At 65.2% G+C, this 16136-nt stretch carries 16 protein-coding genes; 8 read left to right on the top strand and 8 right to left on the bottom strand.

Going from position 1 to position 16136, the window contains the following annotated elements; genetic code table 11:
• Nucleotides 1-189 precede the first annotated feature (189 nt).
• From JHC57_RS15740 to JHC57_RS15715, 6 genes are all read left to right on the top strand, one after another.
• On the top strand, nt 190-1485 hold the full coding sequence (locus JHC57_RS15740; protein ID WP_294031143.1) for a pyruvate dehydrogenase complex dihydrolipoamide acetyltransferase: 1296 nt from the start codon (nt 190-192) through the stop codon (nt 1483-1485).
• Between the two features lie 13 nt (nt 1486-1498).
• Nucleotides 1499-1684: a hypothetical protein gene (locus JHC57_RS15735; RefSeq protein WP_294031142.1), complete on the top strand. Its 186-nt coding sequence runs from the start codon at nt 1499-1501 to the stop codon at nt 1682-1684.
• A 10-nt stretch (nt 1685-1694) separates the two neighbouring features.
• Nucleotides 1695-3092 (top strand): dihydrolipoyl dehydrogenase, encoded by a 1398-nt coding sequence (gene lpdA / locus JHC57_RS15730; protein ID WP_294031141.1) that lies wholly within the window; start codon nt 1695-1697, stop codon nt 3090-3092.
• A 21-nt stretch (nt 3093-3113) separates the two neighbouring features.
• Nucleotides 3114-3704: a hypothetical protein gene (locus JHC57_RS15725; RefSeq protein ID WP_294031140.1), complete on the top strand. Its 591-nt coding sequence runs from the start codon at nt 3114-3116 to the stop codon at nt 3702-3704.
• Nucleotides 3701-4321: a phosphatase PAP2 family protein gene (locus JHC57_RS15720; RefSeq protein WP_294031139.1), complete on the top strand. Its 621-nt coding sequence runs from the start codon at nt 3701-3703 to the stop codon at nt 4319-4321. Before JHC57_RS15725 ends, JHC57_RS15720 begins: the two co-directional genes overlap by 4 nt.
• A gap of 73 nt (nt 4322-4394) precedes the next feature.
• On the top strand, nt 4395-5729 hold the full coding sequence (locus tag JHC57_RS15715; RefSeq protein ID WP_294031137.1) for an amidohydrolase family protein: 1335 nt from the start codon (nt 4395-4397) through the stop codon (nt 5727-5729).
• Between the two features lie 3 nt (nt 5730-5732).
• Here the strand turns inward: JHC57_RS15715 and JHC57_RS15710 are convergent, their stop codons facing one another.
• Together JHC57_RS15710 and JHC57_RS15705 are read right to left on the bottom strand one after the other, a co-directional pair.
• A complete protein-coding gene (locus tag JHC57_RS15710) occupies nt 5733-6512 on the bottom strand; it encodes a tyrosine-protein phosphatase (protein WP_294031135.1) in 780 nt (259 codons plus the stop codon).
• Nucleotides 6513-6514: 2 nt separating this feature from the next.
• Nucleotides 6515-7318, bottom strand: coding sequence for a crotonase/enoyl-CoA hydratase family protein (locus tag JHC57_RS15705; RefSeq protein WP_294031134.1), 804 nt, complete (start codon nt 7316-7318; stop codon nt 6515-6517).
• 51 nt (nt 7319-7369) lie between these two features.
• On the opposite strand from JHC57_RS15705, the gene JHC57_RS15700 reads away from it, so the two are divergent.
• Nucleotides 7370-8509, top strand: a complete 1140-nt coding sequence (locus tag JHC57_RS15700) for an acyl-CoA dehydrogenase family protein (RefSeq protein ID WP_294031133.1) — start codon at nt 7370-7372, stop codon at nt 8507-8509.
• The gene (locus JHC57_RS15695; protein WP_294031132.1) at nt 8506-9207 is read left to right on the top strand and encodes an acyl-CoA dehydrogenase family protein; all 702 of its coding nucleotides are present in this window, start codon (nt 8506-8508) and stop codon (nt 9205-9207) included. Before JHC57_RS15700 ends, JHC57_RS15695 begins: the two co-directional genes overlap by 4 nt.
• 3 nt (nt 9208-9210) lie before the next feature.
• On the opposite strand, the gene JHC57_RS15690 is transcribed toward JHC57_RS15695, so the two are convergent.
• The 6 genes from JHC57_RS15690 to JHC57_RS15665 all read right to left on the bottom strand — a co-directional run bounded on the left by JHC57_RS15690 (nt 9211) and on the right by JHC57_RS15665 (nt 16057).
• Entirely contained in the window at nt 9211-10341 is a 1131-nt protein-coding gene (locus JHC57_RS15690; protein ID WP_294031131.1) for a CaiB/BaiF CoA-transferase family protein, read from the bottom strand.
• A 16-nt stretch (nt 10342-10357) separates the two neighbouring features.
• Nucleotides 10358-11608: an acetyl-CoA C-acetyltransferase gene (locus tag JHC57_RS15685; RefSeq protein ID WP_294031130.1), complete on the bottom strand. Its 1251-nt coding sequence runs from the start codon at nt 11606-11608 to the stop codon at nt 10358-10360.
• A gap of 67 nt (nt 11609-11675) precedes the next feature.
• A complete protein-coding gene (locus JHC57_RS15680; protein WP_294031129.1) occupies nt 11676-12458 on the bottom strand; it encodes an SDR family NAD(P)-dependent oxidoreductase in 783 nt (260 codons plus the stop codon).
• A gap of 10 nt (nt 12459-12468) precedes the next feature.
• A complete protein-coding gene (locus tag JHC57_RS15675) occupies nt 12469-13674 on the bottom strand; it encodes an acyl-CoA dehydrogenase family protein (RefSeq protein WP_294031127.1) in 1206 nt (401 codons plus the stop codon).
• On the bottom strand, nt 13671-14765 hold the full coding sequence (locus JHC57_RS15670) for an acyl-CoA dehydrogenase family protein (protein WP_294031126.1): 1095 nt from the start codon (nt 14763-14765) through the stop codon (nt 13671-13673). The genes JHC57_RS15675 and JHC57_RS15670 overlap by 4 nt, the downstream gene beginning before the upstream one ends.
• A gap of 110 nt (nt 14766-14875) precedes the next feature.
• The gene (locus JHC57_RS15665) at nt 14876-16057 is read right to left on the bottom strand and encodes an acyl-CoA dehydrogenase family protein (RefSeq protein WP_294031125.1); all 1182 of its coding nucleotides are present in this window, start codon (nt 16055-16057) and stop codon (nt 14876-14878) included.
• Nucleotides 16058-16136: the final 79 nt, after the last annotated feature.

Raw genomic sequence — 16136 nt, 5'->3', positions numbered from 1 at the left:
TCGTCGATCACCACCAGATATGTCCGCATCACCCCGACCCCTCGTGTTTTTGCTTGGGCGGGAGAGTGCGTCACATTCGTATGAAACGCAAGCTGGCCCGCTGGACCTTGATCGATGCAAGGCTTATGGCGAAGAAGAATCCGTAGCGGCAGGCCTCCGCCTGCAAGACTGACAGGGACAAGCCTAGACATGCCAATCGAACTCAAGATGCCCGCTCTCTCGCCGACGATGGAGGAGGGCACCCTCGCCAAATGGCTGGTGAAGGAGGGCGATACGGTCAAGTCGGGCGACCTGCTCGCCGAGATCGAGACCGACAAGGCGACGATGGAGTTCGAAGCCGTCGACGAGGGCACGATTGCGCAGATTCTTATCGCTGAAGGCACCGACAATGTGAAGGTCGGCACCGTGATCGCGGTGATCGCGGGCGAAGGCGAGGATGCGTCGACCGCCAAGGCTGCTCCCGCTCAGGCGCCCGCACCTGCTGCTGCGCCGGCTCCCGCCGCGAAGGACGAACCGGCACCCGCACCGGCACCCGCTCCCGCGCCGACGGCGGCGCCCGCCGCCCCGGGCGATCGCATCAAGGCCAGCCCGCTCGCCAAGCGCCTCGCCGCCGAACAGGGCATCGATCTCAAGGGCGTCACCGGGACCGGCCCCGGCGGCCGGATCGTCAAGGCCGACCTCGAAGGTGCCCCGGCTGCTGCGGCGGCTCCCGCGACAGCAACCCCGGCTCCGGCACCCGCCGCCGCCGCTCCGGCAGCCGCGCCTGCATCCGCGGGCCCGATCCCCGATTTCGGCATCCCGCACGAGGACGAGAAGCTCAGCGGCATGCGCAAGACCATCGCGCGCCGCCTGACGGAGTCGATGCAGCAATCGCCGCACATCTATTTGACCGTCGACATCCGCCTCGACGCGCTGCTCAAGCTGCGCGGCGAGCTCAACGCCAGCCTCGAAAGCCGCGGCGTCAAGCTCAGCGTCAACGACATGCTGATCAAGGCGCTCGCGGTCGCGCTCGAACGCGTGCCGTCGTGCAACGTCAGCTTCGGCGGCGACGTGATGCGCTTCTACAAGCGCGCCGACATCTCGGTCGCGGTCAGCATCCCCGGCGGCCTGATCACCCCGATCATTGTCGATGCCGGGGGCAAGTCGATGTCGAAAATCTCGACCGAAATGTCCGAACTCGCGGCGAAGGCGAAGGAAGGCAAGCTCCAGCCCAGCGAATATCAGGGCGGCACCGCCTCGATCTCCAACATGGGCATGATGGGGATCAAGCAGTTCACCGCGGTGATCAACCCGCCGCAGGCGATGATCATGGCGATCGGCGCGGGCGAGAAGCGCCCCTATGTCGTCGACGACGCGCTGGCGATCGCCACCGTCATGTCGGCCACCGGCAGCTTCGATCACCGCGCGATCGACGGCGCCGACGGCGCGCTGTTGATGAAGACCTTCAAGGAACTGGTGGAAAATCCGCTGGGGCTGGTCGCCTGATCGGACAAGGGTGATGCGCTTCGCTCGGCAAATTGTTCATTTGTTGATCGGACTGCTCGCCATGGCATTCGTCGCGGCTGCCGCCAGCTGGATCTGGCCCGCCGCTTCGCACTGGATTTGGATCGCCGCCTATGTGGTCATGGTCGTCCTCGCGTTCCGCGAGCTGATCATGACGCTACGTTCAAGGCCCGGCGGATAAGGAGAATATTGTGGCCGATACCAACTACGACCTCATCGTCCTCGGTTCGGGCCCCGGCGGCTATGTCGCCGCGATCCGCGCGGCGCAGCTCGGGCTCAAGACCGCGATCGTCGAGCGCGAGAATCTCGGCGGCATCTGCCTCAACTGGGGTTGCATCCCGACCAAGGCGCTGCTGCGGTCGGCCGAAATCTATCATTATATGCAGCATGCGGGCGATTACGGCCTGATCGCCCAGCAGATCAGCGCCGACATCGACGCGGTGGTGAAGCGCAGCCGCGGCGTCGCCAAACAGCTCAGCCAGGGCGTCGCCTTCCTGATGAAGAAGCACAAGATCACCGTCCATATGGGCGAGGGCAAGCTGACCGCGCCGGGCAAGCTCGAGGTGAAGGGCGAGAAGGGGACCGAAACCCTCTCCGCGAAGAATATCATCGTCGCGACCGGCGCGCGTGCGCGCGACCTGCCGTTCGCGCCCGCCGACGGCAAGCGCATCTGGACCTATCGCCACGCGCTCGTCCCGCCCGAAATGCCGAAGAAATTGCTCGTCATCGGTTCGGGCGCGATCGGTATCGAATTTGCGAGCTTTTACAGCGACATGGGCGTCGACGTGACCGTGGTCGAAATGCTCGACCGGCTCGTTCCCGTCGAGGATGCCGACGTCTCGGCCTTCCTCGAAAAGGCGCTCAAGAAGCAGGGCATGACGATCTTTACCGGCGCCGGCGTCGAGGAACTCAAGGCGACCGCGACCGGCGTCACCGCGAAGATCAAGACCAAGGACGGCAAGACCGAAAGCGCCGAATTCAGTCACGCCATCGTCGCGATCGGCATCGTCCCGAACACCGAGAATATCGGGCTCGAAGCATTGGGCGTGAAAACGACCAAGGGCCATATCGACACCGACGCGATGTGCCGCACCAACGTCCCCGGCATCTGGGCGATCGGCGACGTCACCGCGCCGCCGTGGCTCGCGCACAAGGCGATGCACGAATCGGTGATTTCGGTCGAGGCGATCGCGGGCAATCACCCGCACGCGATGGACCCGCGCAACATCCCGGGCTGCACCTATTGCCGCCCGCAGATCGCCAGCGTCGGGCTGACCGAGGCGAAGGCGAAGGAGCTCGGCTATGAGGTCAAGGCCGGAACCTTCCCGTTCATCGGCAACGGCAAGGCGATCGCGCTCGGCGAGTCCGAGGGCTTCACCAAGACCGTATTCGACGCGAAGACCGGCGAACTGCTCGGCGCGCACATGATCGGCGCCGAGGTCACCGAGCTGATTCAGGGCTATACGATCGGCAAGACCGCCGAACTGGTCGAGGATGATTTCATCGGCACCGTCTTCCCGCATCCGACGCTCAGCGAGACGATGCACGAAGGCGTCCTGGCGGCGTTCGGACGGCCGCTGCATATCTAGGGCCGAACGAGGCCTCACCGCTTGAATCCGTCGATTCTTCATTTCTCCCGGTCGGGCAGCATCATCAAGATGCTGTTCTTCCTGGGGGTTGCGGCGAGCGCCTTTGCGGTGGCGGGTCTGATGCACGGCGAGCGCGAATCGCCGCCGGAAAGCGTTCGCGCGCCCGGTATCGAGCTGCCGGCGCCCGCGCCGCGTCGCGATCCGCTGGCGTCGTTCAAGATTTCCTTGCTGGTCGTCGCGGGGGGCGTGAGCCTCTTCCATGCCGGTGGGCATGGCTGGCGCGCTGTCACGCGCGAGGTGGCCGCAAGGACCGAAGGCGGCCGTCTCCATCTTCATTCGAGTTACGGGGCGGAGGCCAGCCCCTTGCCCGTCGAGGCGATCGCCGAGGCCATTTTCGATCGCGCCGATCGCTTGCCGGGAGACGCTTCCGGATCGGTGAAACTCGGCGCCCGGCTCCGGCACGGCCTCTACCTTCGCTACCGCGCCGGCGGCGCGACCCGCGAACTCAGGCTGATCGACAATGACATCGACGGCGGCGCGGACCAGCTGCGCCGCTTTGCGGCCCACCTTGATACCTGGCGCCAGTCGCGCCGCACCGGACCGGTGGGATGACCGGATCGTCACGGCTATTGGCGGCAGCAGCGGCATTGATCGTCGCCACGATCCTGCTCGGCTTCGCGGTCGGCGCGGGATGGACAGAGGCCGCCGACTGGCAAATCTCGCACAGCCTCTCGCTCCGCATCGACGAAAACGACCCCGCTTTCATCGCCTTCATGCAAGGAGCGAGCTGGATCGGCGGCGGCACGCCGCGCTGGATCATCGTCATCCTGTTGTGCGGCCTCGTCTGGCACTGGTGCGGTCCGCGCTGCGCGGTCGCGCTCGGCGGCGCGTCGCTGCTCTCGAACCTCGCGTCGAGCCTGCTCAAGCTCGGCTTCGGCCGCGCGCGGCCCGACCTGATCGATCATCTCGACCATCAGACGAGCTATTCATACCCCAGCGGTCACGCGACCAGCGCCGCCGTCGTCTACCTCCTCCTCGCCTGGCTCGCGCCGCCGCGCTGGCGGCCTTATGCCTGGACCCTCGCCGCCGCGATGATCGTCCTCAACGGCTTCTCGCGCATCATGCTCGGCGTCCATTGGGCAAGCGACATCTTGGGCGGCACGATGCTCGGCACCGCCTTTGCGCTGCTCGGCGCCTGGTGGTCGGCAAGGCAGAAGAATTCAGCCTGATGCATTTTCCGCTGTCCTAATAAGTCCTGTTTTGCCATCGAGTTTATGGGCACAAACAACGGGTGGGGCGAACATGCAATCGCGAGTAAAGTTTCGCAGTTTTCTGCGGGGAATCATTTTTGCCTCGACGGCGCTGGCCGGAGCGGTCGCGCTTCCGGCAGAGGCGCAGGATGGCCCCGGGCAGACGGTGATCACCGCGGCGCGCTATATCGACGTGCTAGCCGGCAAGACGGTCGAATTTCCCGCCATCTTCATCGGCGCCGACGGCCGCATCACCAACATCGCGGACGCGCGCACGGTGCGCTGGGGATCGAACGTCAAACATGTCGACCTCGGCGACAAGACGCTGCTGCCGGGTCTGATCGACATGCACGTCCATCTGGACGGCCCCGCCGATATCGGCGGCTATCGCGGGCTGGAGTTTACCGACAGTTTCTGGGGCATGACCGCAGTCAAGAATGCCAATGACATGCTCGGCGCGGGCTTCACCACCGTGCGCAACCTCGGATCGAGCGATCGCAACGATATCGGGCTCAAGCAGGCGATCGATGCCGGCTATGCGACCGGGCCGCGCATCGTTCCCGCGGGCTATGCGCTCGGCGCGACCGGCGGGCATTGCGACAGCACCTATCTGCCGCCCAGCCTCGAAAGGAAGGACGGCAAGGAAGAGGGCATCGGCGATACCCCCGACGAACTGCGCTATCAGGTGCGCCGCCAGCGCAAATATGGCGCCGAGGTGATCAAGGTCTGCGCGACCGGCGGCGTCTTTTCGCGCAATACCGAACCCGGCCAGCTGCAGGTTTCCGAAAGGGAACTCGCCGCCATCGCCGACGAAGCGCATCAATGGGGGCTGCGCGTCGCCGCCCATGCGCACGGCGCCGCGGGCATCCGCGCCGCCATCGCCGCGGGTATCGACACGATCGAGCATGTCAGCCTCGTCGACGACGAGGGTATCCGCATGGCCGTCGCGCGGGGGCGGCCGGTGTGGTTCTCGATGGATATCTACAACACCGAATATACGCAGGCCGAAGGCGCAAAGAACGGCGTGCTCGAGGATAATCTGCGCAAGGATCGCGAGATCGCACAGATCCAGCGTGACAATTTCCGCAAAGCCGTCAAGGCTGGCGTGCGCATGGTCTTCGGCTCCGACGCCGGTGTGATGCCGCACGGGCAGGTCGGCGGCCAGTTCCGCGTCATGGTGGAATATGGCATGACCCCGCTACAGGCGATTCAGGCTGCAACGAAGAACGCCGCAGAGGCGCTCGGCCGCGAGAAGGACGTCGGCGCAATTGCGGTCGGACGCTATGCCGACATCGTCGCGGTCGACGGCGATCCGCTGGCGGACGTGCGCCAGCTCGAAAGCGTCGATGCGGTGGTGAAGGGCGGGGTACTGGTGCGAGGCCGATAGCCCCTAGACCACCAGCCGGTCGAGCATCGCCTCGCGCATCTCGGGAGTAAAGTTCAGCACGGCCTCCGCATAGGTCGGGATGTCGCCATGGTCGCGCCGCACTGTCGCGAGTGCGGCGTCGAGATAGGCGGGATTGACCGACATCAGTGCGCGGATCGCGTCATCGTGAATCTCGGCACCATAACGCGAGCGGATATGCGCCGCGCCCTGCGCGATCCGCTCCTCGATCTTGCCCGCGGTGTTGGTGAGGAGATAATCCTGCATCAGATCGTCTTCATGTACGCCGAGCAGCCGGTGGACGACCGCGACCGCAAAGCCGGTGCGGTCCTTGCCCGCGACGCAGTGGACGAGGCTCGGCGCGTCATATTCGGAAAGCGCTGCCAGATAGAGCCGCAGCGTCGCGACGAGCGCGGGGCGATAGGGCATGCCGGCATAGGTGTCGATCATCCGCTCGCGCGCCGTCTCGACATCGATCGTCCCGCCCGCCGCCTGCAGATGCGGCGCCAGCCCCGCGGTCACGCCGCCCGCGAAGAGCACGCGCGCCGAGAAATTCTCCGACCGCCGGCACGGGTGCATCTCGCGCTCGTCATCGCCGCGCAGGTCGACGACGGTTTCGAGCCCCAGCGCGTCGAGCGCATCGAGATCCCCGTCGGTCGCCGCCTCGTGATGCGCGGAGCGCCACAGCATCCCGCCGCGGAGCCGTCCATTGCCGTCGACGGCATAACCGCCATAATCGCGGAAATTGTGGATGCCGGACAGCGGCAGGACACGCTCGGCGAGCATGGTCATTCTCCTGTAAACACGGGGGGACGCTTTTCGACGAAGGCATTGATCGCCTCGCGGTTATCCGCCGTCTCATGGACGATCGCCTGATAGGCTGCGCTCAGTTCCAAAATATCGCTCATCCGGCTGTGCTGCGCCTCGCGCAGCAGGCGTTTCGTCAGGCGCAGCGCGCGGGGCGGATTGCAGACGATCCGCTCGGCGATGGCGATCGCACGGTCGAGCAGTTCCGCATCGGGCACGACGTCCGTAACCAGACCATATTCCTTTGCCTGCGTGGCGTCAAAGCGGTCCCCCGTCAGGAACAGCTCGGCGGCGCGGGGATAACCCAGCACCTTCTGCAGGAGCCAGGCTCCGCCGTCGCCCGGGACGATCCCGACCTTGATGAAGCTGCACGCGAATTTCGCGCTCTCGGCGGCAATGCGGATGTCGCAGGTGCAGGCAAGGTCGCAGCCAAGCCCGATCGCATGACCATTGACCGCGGCGATCATCGGCACCTCGCAATCCATCAGCGCGCGGATCACCGCCTGTACCCCCCTGCGGTAATTGGCACGGGTGGAATCGGGCTGGTCGAGCACACCGATGCCGGTGCGGTCCTGCATGCCTTTGAGGTTCCCGCCGGCGCTGAACGCCTTGCCGCTGCCGGTCAGGATGATCGCGCTGACGCTGCGGTCGTCACCCAGCGCGCGCAGCGTGTCGATGATGTCCCGGCAGTCTTCGTGCGTGCCGATCGCGTTCATGCTCTCGGGCTTGATCATCGTCAGGATCGCGATCTTGCCCCGCCGCTCGACACCCAGAAATTCGCCCATCTTCAATTATCCTTTGCTGCCTGACCAAAGCTATTGCATGGCTGGCGCGACATGCAAGGCTTTGCGCTCTATCCCTTCGATCCGCCCGGCGACATTGCCGCACTGCGCGCCGATTTACGGGGCTGGCTTACGGTGAACCAGCCACAGGATGATGTCGTCGCGCGGGCGAATTGCTGGGCGAGTTTCGACGCCGGTTTCAGCCGCGCGCTCGGCGCAGCGGGCTATGTCGGGATGACGCTGCCGGCGCGCTACGGCGGCGGCGACCGCCATCTGCTCGAACGCTATGTCGTGATCGAGGAATTGCTCGCTGCGGGAGCGCCCGTCGGCGCGCACTGGATTGCCGATCGGCAGACCGGACCACTGATCCTGCGTTACGGCAGCGAGGCGCAGCGCGAGCGTTACCTGCCCGGCATCGCGAAGGGCGAGCTTTACGCCTGCATCGGCCTGTCCGAACCGGGCGCGGGGTCCGATCTGGCTGCGGTGCGGACGACGGCGCGTGAAACGGCCGAGGGCTGGCGCATCAACGGCCAGAAAATCTGGACCACCGGCGCGCATTTTTCGCATATCATGCTCGCACTTGTGCGGACCGAGGAGGAGAGCGAACGCAACGCAGGGCTCAGCCAGGTGCTGATCGACCTCGACACCCCCGGCATCACGATCCGCCCGATCATCGACATGGCGGGCCACCATGATTTCAACGAAGTCTTCTTCGACGATGTGCTCGTCCCGCACGGCGCCCTCGTCGGCGAGCGCGGGCAGGGGTGGAAACAGGTCACCGCCGAACTCGGCCTCGAACGCTCGGGGCCCGAACGCTATCTGTCGAGCCACGCACTGCTGGCCGCGCTGATCGATGCGGCGGGACCCGATCCCGATCCCGCGGTCGCATCATTGATCGGCGAACTTACCGCCGAAATGTGGACGCTGCGCCAGCTGTCGATGTCGACCGCAGCGAAACTTGCGGCAGGCGAAGACCCGATGGTCGAGGCGTCGGTGGTCAAGGAACTCGGCAATGCCTTCGAACAGGATATGCCGCGCCGCGTGCAGGCGATCGTCGATTGCGCGTGGGAGGGTAGCGACGATCTCGCAAGACTGCTCCGCGCGTTGCTCATCGCCTCACCCAGTTTCTCGCTGCGCGGCGGAACGCGCGAGATAATCCGCGGGATCATCGCGCGCGGATTGGGTCTGCGATGAGCGCCTCACGCGATATGCTCTGCGATACCGCGCGCGCCGTCTTCGCCGAGGCCGCGGCCAAGGGAGTCGCTCCGGTCGAGGAGGCGGGTTTCGGCTCGTTGCTGGTACCGGAAGATCAGGGCGGTTTCGGCGGCGACTGGTGTGATGCAAATGAAGTGCTGCAGATCGCGGGCGTGATCGTGCCGGAGCTGCCGGTCGCCGAGGTCATTGCAAGCGAAGCACTTCAGCCTGCCGCGATGGTCAGCCTGATGGCGGGCGCAATGGGGCAGGCGCTCGCCCTGTCGATCGAGCATGTGAACATGCGCCAGCAGTTCGGCCGTCCGCTCGGCAAATTCCAGGCGGTCCAGCAATCGCTCGCGGTGATGGCGTGCGAAGTGCGCGCGGTCGAAGCTGCAGCAGCGGCGTTGGCGGTGCGTCTCGACGTGGCGAACCTTGACCCCTCGGTGGTCGGCTTCGAAATTGCTGCGGCAAAGCTGCGCGCCAATCGCGCGGTCGGTGTCGTCACGTCGATAGCGCATCAGGTGCATGGCGCGATTGGTTTCACCGAAGAATATGATCTCCACCGCGTGACGATCCCGCTGATGCGCTGGCGCGGCACGCACGGCAACGACGCGCATTGGGCGCAAATCCTCGGCCGTCAGGTCGCGGGTTTCGGCGGGCGCGGCCTCTGGGAAGTGATGACCGCGCGCGGCGCCTGAGCTCTAGCGGACCGCGCCGCCTTCGCGCAGCGCCGCAATCTTCTCCGCATCATAGCCGAGGCCGGCCAGCACCGCATCGCCGTCGTCCCCGACCGCTGGTGCCGGGCGCGGCGTGTCGTTGACCGTCGCCGAATAGCGGGGAGCCGGGGCCGGCTGGATGGCCCCGCCGACGGTGAGGAAGGTTTCGCGCGCGACATTGTGCGGATGCTGCGGCGCTTCGGTCAGCGACAGGATCGGCGCGAAACAGACGTCGGTCATTTCCATGATCGCGCACCATTCGTCGCGCGTCTTGGTTTTGAACAGGGCAGTGAGTTTTGCTTTGAGCGAATCCCATTTCGTCGAGTCCATCTGCGCATCAAAATCGGCGTCATCTGTCAGCCCGGTCTTCTCACGCAGCAGCGCATAGAATTGCGGTTCGATCGATCCGATCGAGATGAACTTGCCGTCGGCGCAGACATAGCTGTCATAGAAATGTGCGGCACCGTCAAGCATGTTGACGCCGGCTTCGTCCTTGAGCCGTCCCGCGGCGTGGAAGCCCCACGTCATGCCCGCAAGCAGCGCCGATCCGTCGGTCATCGCGCAGTCGATCACCTGACCCTCGCCGGTGCGCGCGGCGTGGACGAACGCGCTCGACATGCCGAACGCCAGCATCATGCCGCCGCCGCCGAAATCGCCGACATAATTGACCGGCGGCACGGGCTTTTCCCCGGCGCGGCCGATGCCGTGAAGCACGCCCGAAAGGGAGATATAGTTGATATCGTGCCCCGCCGCCTGCGCATAGGGTCCGAACTGGCCCCAGCCGGTCATGCGGCCGTAAACGAGCTTCGGATTGTCGGCGAGCAGTACCTCGGGGCCGAGCCCCAGCCGCTCCATCACCCCCGGCCGATAGCCCTCGATAATCCCGTCGGCGCTTTTGCAAAGCTCGCGCGCGATCCGCACCGCGTCGGGGTTCTTCATGTCGAGCGCGATCGACGTGCGGTTGCGGCTCAGCGGATCGCGCGGGTCCATGAAGCCGCCGGGGCGATCGATACGGATCACCTCGGCGCCATGGTCGGCGAGCATCATGCCGCAAAAGGGACCGGGACCGATGCCGGCAAATTCGATGATCCTGATACCCTTCAGCGGCCCGGACATGATGCTCTCCTGTTCGTCAGATGCGTTCGATGATGATCGCCGGCGCCATACCGCCCGCGGCGCACATGGTGACGAGACCATAGCGGCCGCCCGACCGTTCGAGTTCGTCGAGCGCGGTGCCGATCAGGATCGAGCCCGTCGCGCCGATCGGATGGCCGAGCGCCATCGCGCCGCCGTTTATATTCACCTTCTCGCGGTCGAGATCGAGGTCGCGGATGAACTTTTCGGCGACGACCGAGAAAGCTTCGTTGATTTCCCAGACGTCGATGTCTTCCTTCTTGAGCCCAGCCTTTTCGAGCACCTTCTTCGCTGCCGGGACCGGCGCGTTGAGCATCAGCGTCGGATCGTCGCCGATATTGGCATAAGCGACGACGCGGCCGCGCGGCTTCAGGCCATGCTTGTCGGCATAGTCCTTCGAGGTCAGCAGGATCGCGGCGGCGCCATCGACGACACCCGACGAATTGCCCGCATGGTGGAAATGCTGGATCTCGACATCGGGATAACGCCGGTTGACCTGCTTGCGGAAGGTGAAGCCGCCGCCGAGATCGAAATCGGCAAGGCCGGTGAAGGCGGGCTTGAGCGACGCAAGACCTTCGGCGGTGGTTTCGGGCCGCGGGAATTCTTCATGATCGAGCGCGACGGTGCCGTCGGTGTTCAGGACCGGCACGACCGACTTGTCGAAGCGGCCTTCCTTGATCGCGCGGTCGGCGCGCTGCTGGCTGACGAGCGCGAGGGCGTCGAGCGCCTCGCGGCTGATGCCCTCGATCGTCGCGATCGCGTCGCCGCACACGCCCTGATGCGACTGCGGATGCAGTTCGTCGAGCGCTTCATGGCCCGCCCCCATCAGCCGCTGGGGCAGGCCCGCATTGGCTTGTTCGGCGGCGTAGGCGGTGGTGTAGCTCATCATCTCGGTGCCGCCCGCGATGACGCAGTCTTCCATGCCGCTCATCACGCTCGCGGCGGCGAAGTTCACCGAACTGATCCCGCCGCCGCAGAATCGGTCGAGCGTCGTGCCACTGGCCTTGGTGTCATAGCCCGCGGACAGCGCCGCCATGCGGCCGAGGTCGCCACCCTGCTTGCCGTTCTGGCTCGACGTCGACCAGACGATGTCGTCGACCGTCGCGGTGTCGAGATTGTTGCGGTCGCGGATCGCGGCGAGCACCGTCGCGGCGAGGTGCTGCGGATGGAGGTGCGACAGCGCGCCCTTGCCGGGCTTGCCGATCCCGCGCGGGGTGCGAACGGCGTCGATGATATAGGCCTCGGCCATGGTGATATCCTTTCGTGGAAGAGCTTCAAAGATCGTGAGCTGATTGAAAAGCGGTTCGTCGGGTTGCTCAGCGGGGGGCCATTCTTATCGCGCCGTCGAGGCGGACCGCCTGCCCGTTGAAATAGGTGTTGCGAACCATCTCCATCGCGAGGCTCGCATATTCCTCGGCCTTGCCGAGCCGCTTGGGGAAGGGGACCGACGCTTCGAGGCTTTCCTTCACCTTCGGGTTCATATTGTTGAGAAGCGGCGTGCCGAATACGCCCGGCATGATCGAATTGACACGGATACCCAGATCCATCAGGTCGCGCGCCATCGGCAGCACGAGACCGTTCACGCCGGCCTTGGCCGAGCCATAGATGACCTGGCCGATCTGGCCGTCCTGCGCCGCGACCGAGGCGGTCAGCACGATCGCGCCGCGTTCGCCGTCTTCCATTTCGGGAAGGCTCGCCATGCCTTCGGCGGCGATCGACGCGACGCGGTAGCTCGCGGTCAATATGCCTTCGACGCCAAAGGCATAGTCGGCGGTCGGCGTGCGGCGATAGCCGCCGCTTTCCTTGTCATAGGCAAGCGTCTTGCCGCGGCGCGAGGTCATCGCGCAATGGACGCAGACGCGCTCCTGCCCGTGCGCCGCGCGCGCCCTGGCATAGCCGTCGAGCACCGATTGTTCGTCGGTGATGTCGACATGGACGAACAGACCGCCGATCGACGCCGCGACCTCTTCGCCGAGCGCGTCATTGATATCGAAGATCGCGACCTTCACGCCCGAGGCGGCAAGTGCTTCGGCAGTCGCGCGGCCAAGCCCCGATGCGCCGCCGGTAACGACCGCTGAAACAGTGGAATCGATCTTCATGGGAGGCTCCTCAGGCGGGAATCTGGTTGAAGGGGATGCCCTTGTCGGGGCGATGGTCCTGCGGAAGGCCAAGGACTTTTTCGGCAATCGTGTTGAGCAACGTCTCGTCCGACCCGCCCGCGATGCGGCCCGTCGGCGCGTTGATCCAGCTCGACGCCCAATCCTCCTTTTGCGATGCATGTTCGTCGAAAAGGAAAGCGTCGCCGCCTTGCAGATCAAGTGCAAGCTCAGACAGTTTCTGGCGCGAACGCACCGCGACCAGCTTGTTGAGCGAACCCTCGGGTCCCGGGATCATGCCCGCTTGCATCATCAGTCGCGCGCGCACATTGATCGAATCGAGCCCCGCCCGCATCGCATGGTTGCGCGCGATCTGTTGCCGGATTCGGCCATCCTCGATAGCCGGGCGTCCATTGAGCTGAACATCTTTCGCCAGTTCGACGAACAGGTCGAGATGGGGACCGAAACCTGCACTGTCGGTCGCCACATAGCGTTCGATCATCAGCGTTGCGATGGCGACTGCAAAGCCGCCGCCGACCGGCGACATGCGGTGATCATCGGTGATCTTCACATCGTCGAAGAACACCTCGTTGACGTGACTGTCGCCGCCCGCGAGCTTGATCGGGCGTACGGTCACGCCCGGCGCCTTCATGTCGACCCAGAAATAGGTGAGGCCCTTGTGCTTCGCGACGGTCGGGTCGGTGCGCACGACAATGACGCCATAATCGCTGTAATGCGCCCAGCTCGTCCACACTTTCTGGCCGTTGATCTTCCAGCCGTTGCCGTCGGGCTCGGCCTTGGTGCGCAGGCCCGCAAGATCCGATCCGCCCGAGGGTTCGGAAAAGAGCTGGCACCAGATTTCCTCGCCCTGCAGCGCCTTCAGCACGCGTTCCTTCACGAACTCCTTGTCGCTGCCGAACTGCATCAGCACCGGCACCGGCATGCCGAGCGAGATGCCGAAATAGAAGTTCGGGAAGCCGTGCTTCATTTCCTCGGCGTCGAAGGTCACCTTCTCGAGATGGCCGAGCCCCTGACCGCCATATTCGGTCGGCCAGTTGATCCCGGCATAGCCCGCATCGAACTTTGCTTTCTGGTACCGGCGCCCCAGCGCCAGATCATCGGCTTCGGACAGGCCCTTGCGCGCGTCGCGGCCAAAGGTCGGCGCGACCGATACGAGCCACTCTGCGGCCTTGGCGCGCCAGGCTTCGAGATCGCTCATGCCGCTTCTCCCGCAAGCTGGTCAACAAGCACATCTTCCCAGAACAGACTGCTGCCCTGCTCGATCGCAAGGCTGCGCGCCCGGCGCATATGGAGATGCAGCCCGATTTCCCACGTCACGCCGATGCCGCCATGGATCTGGATACAATCGCGCGCCGCGGTGTCATAGGCCTCGGTCGCGGACAGGCGCGCGGCGGCGGCGGCAGTGATGAAATCGGCGGCGCCTTCGCGCGCCGCTGCGTGGATGCAGTTCGCGCGCGCCAGTTCGACAAGCCCATAGAGCTCGGCGATGCGATGCTTCACCGACTGGAAGGCGCCGATCGGCTGACCGAACGCCTTGCGCGTCAGCGCATAGTCGCGCGCGATCTCCATCAGCGCCTCGGCGCCGCCGGTCTGTTCGTGCGCCGTAACGACGGCTTGCAATGCCAGGATGCGAAGGGCCGCATCGCGCGCCGCGCTGCCAACCGCGAGCGTTTCGGCTGGCAGGCCTGAAAGGTCGAGGTCGGCAATCAGGCGGCTGTTGTCAAAACTGGGAACGGCGGCGCGCCGGGCGTTCGCCAAATCGGCGAGCGCAAGCACGGGGGTGCCCGGACCATTGGCAAAGACGATTGCGACGTCGGCCGCCAACCCCGCCGACACGCCTCGCACGGTGCCGTCGAGGCTATCGCCGGCGACGGTCGCATCGGGTTGGCGGGGAAGCGCGTCGGGACCCGCCGCAAAGGCGATGGCGCCGATGGTCTCGCCGCTCGCCAGACCCGGCAGCCAGCGCGCCTTTTGGGCGTCGGATCCGAACAGCTCGATCGCCTTGGCCGCGCCAAAGCTCGACGTCAGAAAGGGCGCGCCGCTGATGCCGCGCCCCGCCTGATGCGCGATCAGCCCCAATTCGATCAGCCCGAGCCCCAGGCCGCCATCGGCTTCGGGGAGCGCAAGCGCGGTCCAGCCCTGCTCCTTCGCGGTATCCCAGAAGGGGCGATGATATTCGCCGACGGTTTCGAGAAGCGGCAGCAGCGCGTCCTTGCCAACCCGCGCCTCCAATACGCGCCGCGACTCGGTCGCGATCGCCTGCTGGCCTTCGTCGTAGAGGATGGTCATGCGTGCACCCGTCCTTCTCCCAATATCCCGTTGCGGCCAATGAACCGGACGTTGACGTAAACGTCAAGCACTTTGACGCTACGCTTTTCGTGCTGCAACTGGCGGCCGTGTCAGGCCAGCCCGGCCTTCCAGTCGCGGCGGATTTTCTTCGCGAGGCTCCATTTGTGGACCTCGGTCGGGCCGTCGTAGATGCGGAAGGCGCGAACCTCGCGGAACACCTGTTCGACGATCGTCTTGTCGGTGACCCCGGTGCCGCCCATCACCTGGACGCAGCGGTCGGCGATGCGCATCAGGGCCTCCGACACCGCGACCTTCGCCATCGAGCTTTCGACCGTGCCGAGCGATCCGGTATCGAGCACGCCCGCGCACCAGTCGATCATCAGTTCGGCCTGTTTCAGGTCGATCATATTTTCGGCAAGCATGAAGCCAACGCCCTCATGGTCGATCAGCGGCTTGCCGAACGCCTCGCGGCGGTTGGCATAATCGGTCGCAATCTCGTGCGCGCGGATGCACGCGCCGAGCCAGCGCATGCAGTGCGACAGGCGGGCAGGGGAGAGGCGCACCTGCGCGTAGCGGAATCCTTCGCCGGCTTCGCCGAGCATCTGGTCGGCAGGCACGCGCAGATTGTCGATCGTCAGCGTCGCGTGGCCGCCCGGCATCGAACTGTCGATCGTGTTCGGCACATCGTCGATACGGATCGCGGGGTCGGGCAGGTCGACGAGGAACATGCACGCACCCTGTTCGGCCTTCGCCATCACGATGCCGACACGCGCGCCCTGCGCACCGGTGATGAAGGTCTTGCGGCCGTTTATCACCCAATGATTGCCGTCGAGGTGGCAGGTCGTCTTCATCATCGAGGGGTCGGACCCGGCGCCGCCTTCATCGGCGGGCTCGGTCATGAAGAAGGCCGAACGAACTTCGCCGGCTACCATCGGCTTCAGGAAGCGATCCTTGAGTTCGGGACTCCCTTCCTTGCCGAGCAGGTACATATTGCCTTCGTCGGGCGCCATCGTGTTGCACGCGAGCGGGCCGAGCGGTGACAAGCCGCTCTTGATCAGCACGACCGCGGTTTCGCGCTGGTTGAGGTGGCTGCCGTCATCGAAAATATGCGGGGTCAGCACCCCTGCAGCGCGCGCATGTTCGCGCATCTCCATGACGAGTTCGTCGGTCGGCGCGCCATGATGGTCGCGGCGCGGGTCTTTCTCGTAAGGCACAACCATTTCGCGGACGAAGCTTTCGACCTTCGCGGCAATGGCGAGCGCCCGATCCGATATGCCCTCGTGCGTCGCCATTCCGATTCCCTTCGCTATCTAACTATTTTCCTAGTCAACCCGACGTTGACGTAAGCGTCAAGTTATTTCATGGATCGGA

This window comes from Sphingopyxis sp., from assembly GCF_016463645.1.
Classification (GTDB): Bacteria; Pseudomonadota; Alphaproteobacteria; order Sphingomonadales; family Sphingomonadaceae; genus Sphingopyxis.
The sequence above is the reverse complement of the archived record's forward strand: the minus strand, read 5'-3'. Positions and strand labels throughout refer to the sequence as shown.

Excerpts from the sequence above, each read along its gene's own strand:
- JHC57_RS15675 (WP_294031127.1), bottom strand. The coding sequence starts at position 13,674 with ATGAGCGATCTCGAAGCCTGGCGCGCCAAGGCCGCAGAGTGGCTCGTA.
- JHC57_RS15690 (WP_294031131.1), bottom strand. The coding sequence starts at position 10,341 with ATGTCCGGGCCGCTGAAGGGTATCAGGATCATCGAATTTGCCGGCATC.
- JHC57_RS15720 (WP_294031139.1), top strand. The coding sequence starts at position 3,701 with ATGACCGGATCGTCACGGCTATTGGCGGCAGCAGCGGCATTGATCGTC.
- JHC57_RS15685 (WP_294031130.1), bottom strand. The coding sequence starts at position 11,608 with ATGGCCGAGGCCTATATCATCGACGCCGTTCGCACCCCGCGCGGGATC.
- JHC57_RS15680 (WP_294031129.1), bottom strand. The coding sequence starts at position 12,458 with ATGAAGATCGATTCCACTGTTTCAGCGGTCGTTACCGGCGGCGCATCG.
- JHC57_RS15670 (WP_294031126.1), bottom strand. The coding sequence starts at position 14,765 with ATGACCATCCTCTACGACGAAGGCCAGCAGGCGATCGCGACCGAGTCG.
- JHC57_RS15710 (WP_294031135.1), bottom strand. The coding sequence starts at position 6,512 with ATGCTCGCCGAGCGTGTCCTGCCGCTGTCCGGCATCCACAATTTCCGC.
- JHC57_RS15700 (WP_294031133.1), top strand. The coding sequence starts at position 7,370 with ATGCAAGGCTTTGCGCTCTATCCCTTCGATCCGCCCGGCGACATTGCC.
- JHC57_RS15740 (WP_294031143.1), top strand. The coding sequence starts at position 190 with ATGCCAATCGAACTCAAGATGCCCGCTCTCTCGCCGACGATGGAGGAG.
- JHC57_RS15695 (WP_294031132.1), top strand. The coding sequence starts at position 8,506 with ATGAGCGCCTCACGCGATATGCTCTGCGATACCGCGCGCGCCGTCTTC.
- JHC57_RS15705 (WP_294031134.1), bottom strand. The coding sequence starts at position 7,318 with ATGGGCGAATTTCTGGGTGTCGAGCGGCGGGGCAAGATCGCGATCCTG.
- JHC57_RS15735 (WP_294031142.1), top strand. The coding sequence starts at position 1,499 with ATGCGCTTCGCTCGGCAAATTGTTCATTTGTTGATCGGACTGCTCGCC.
- JHC57_RS15715 (WP_294031137.1), top strand. The coding sequence starts at position 4,395 with ATGCAATCGCGAGTAAAGTTTCGCAGTTTTCTGCGGGGAATCATTTTT.
- JHC57_RS15665 (WP_294031125.1), bottom strand. The coding sequence starts at position 16,057 with ATGGCGACGCACGAGGGCATATCGGATCGGGCGCTCGCCATTGCCGCG.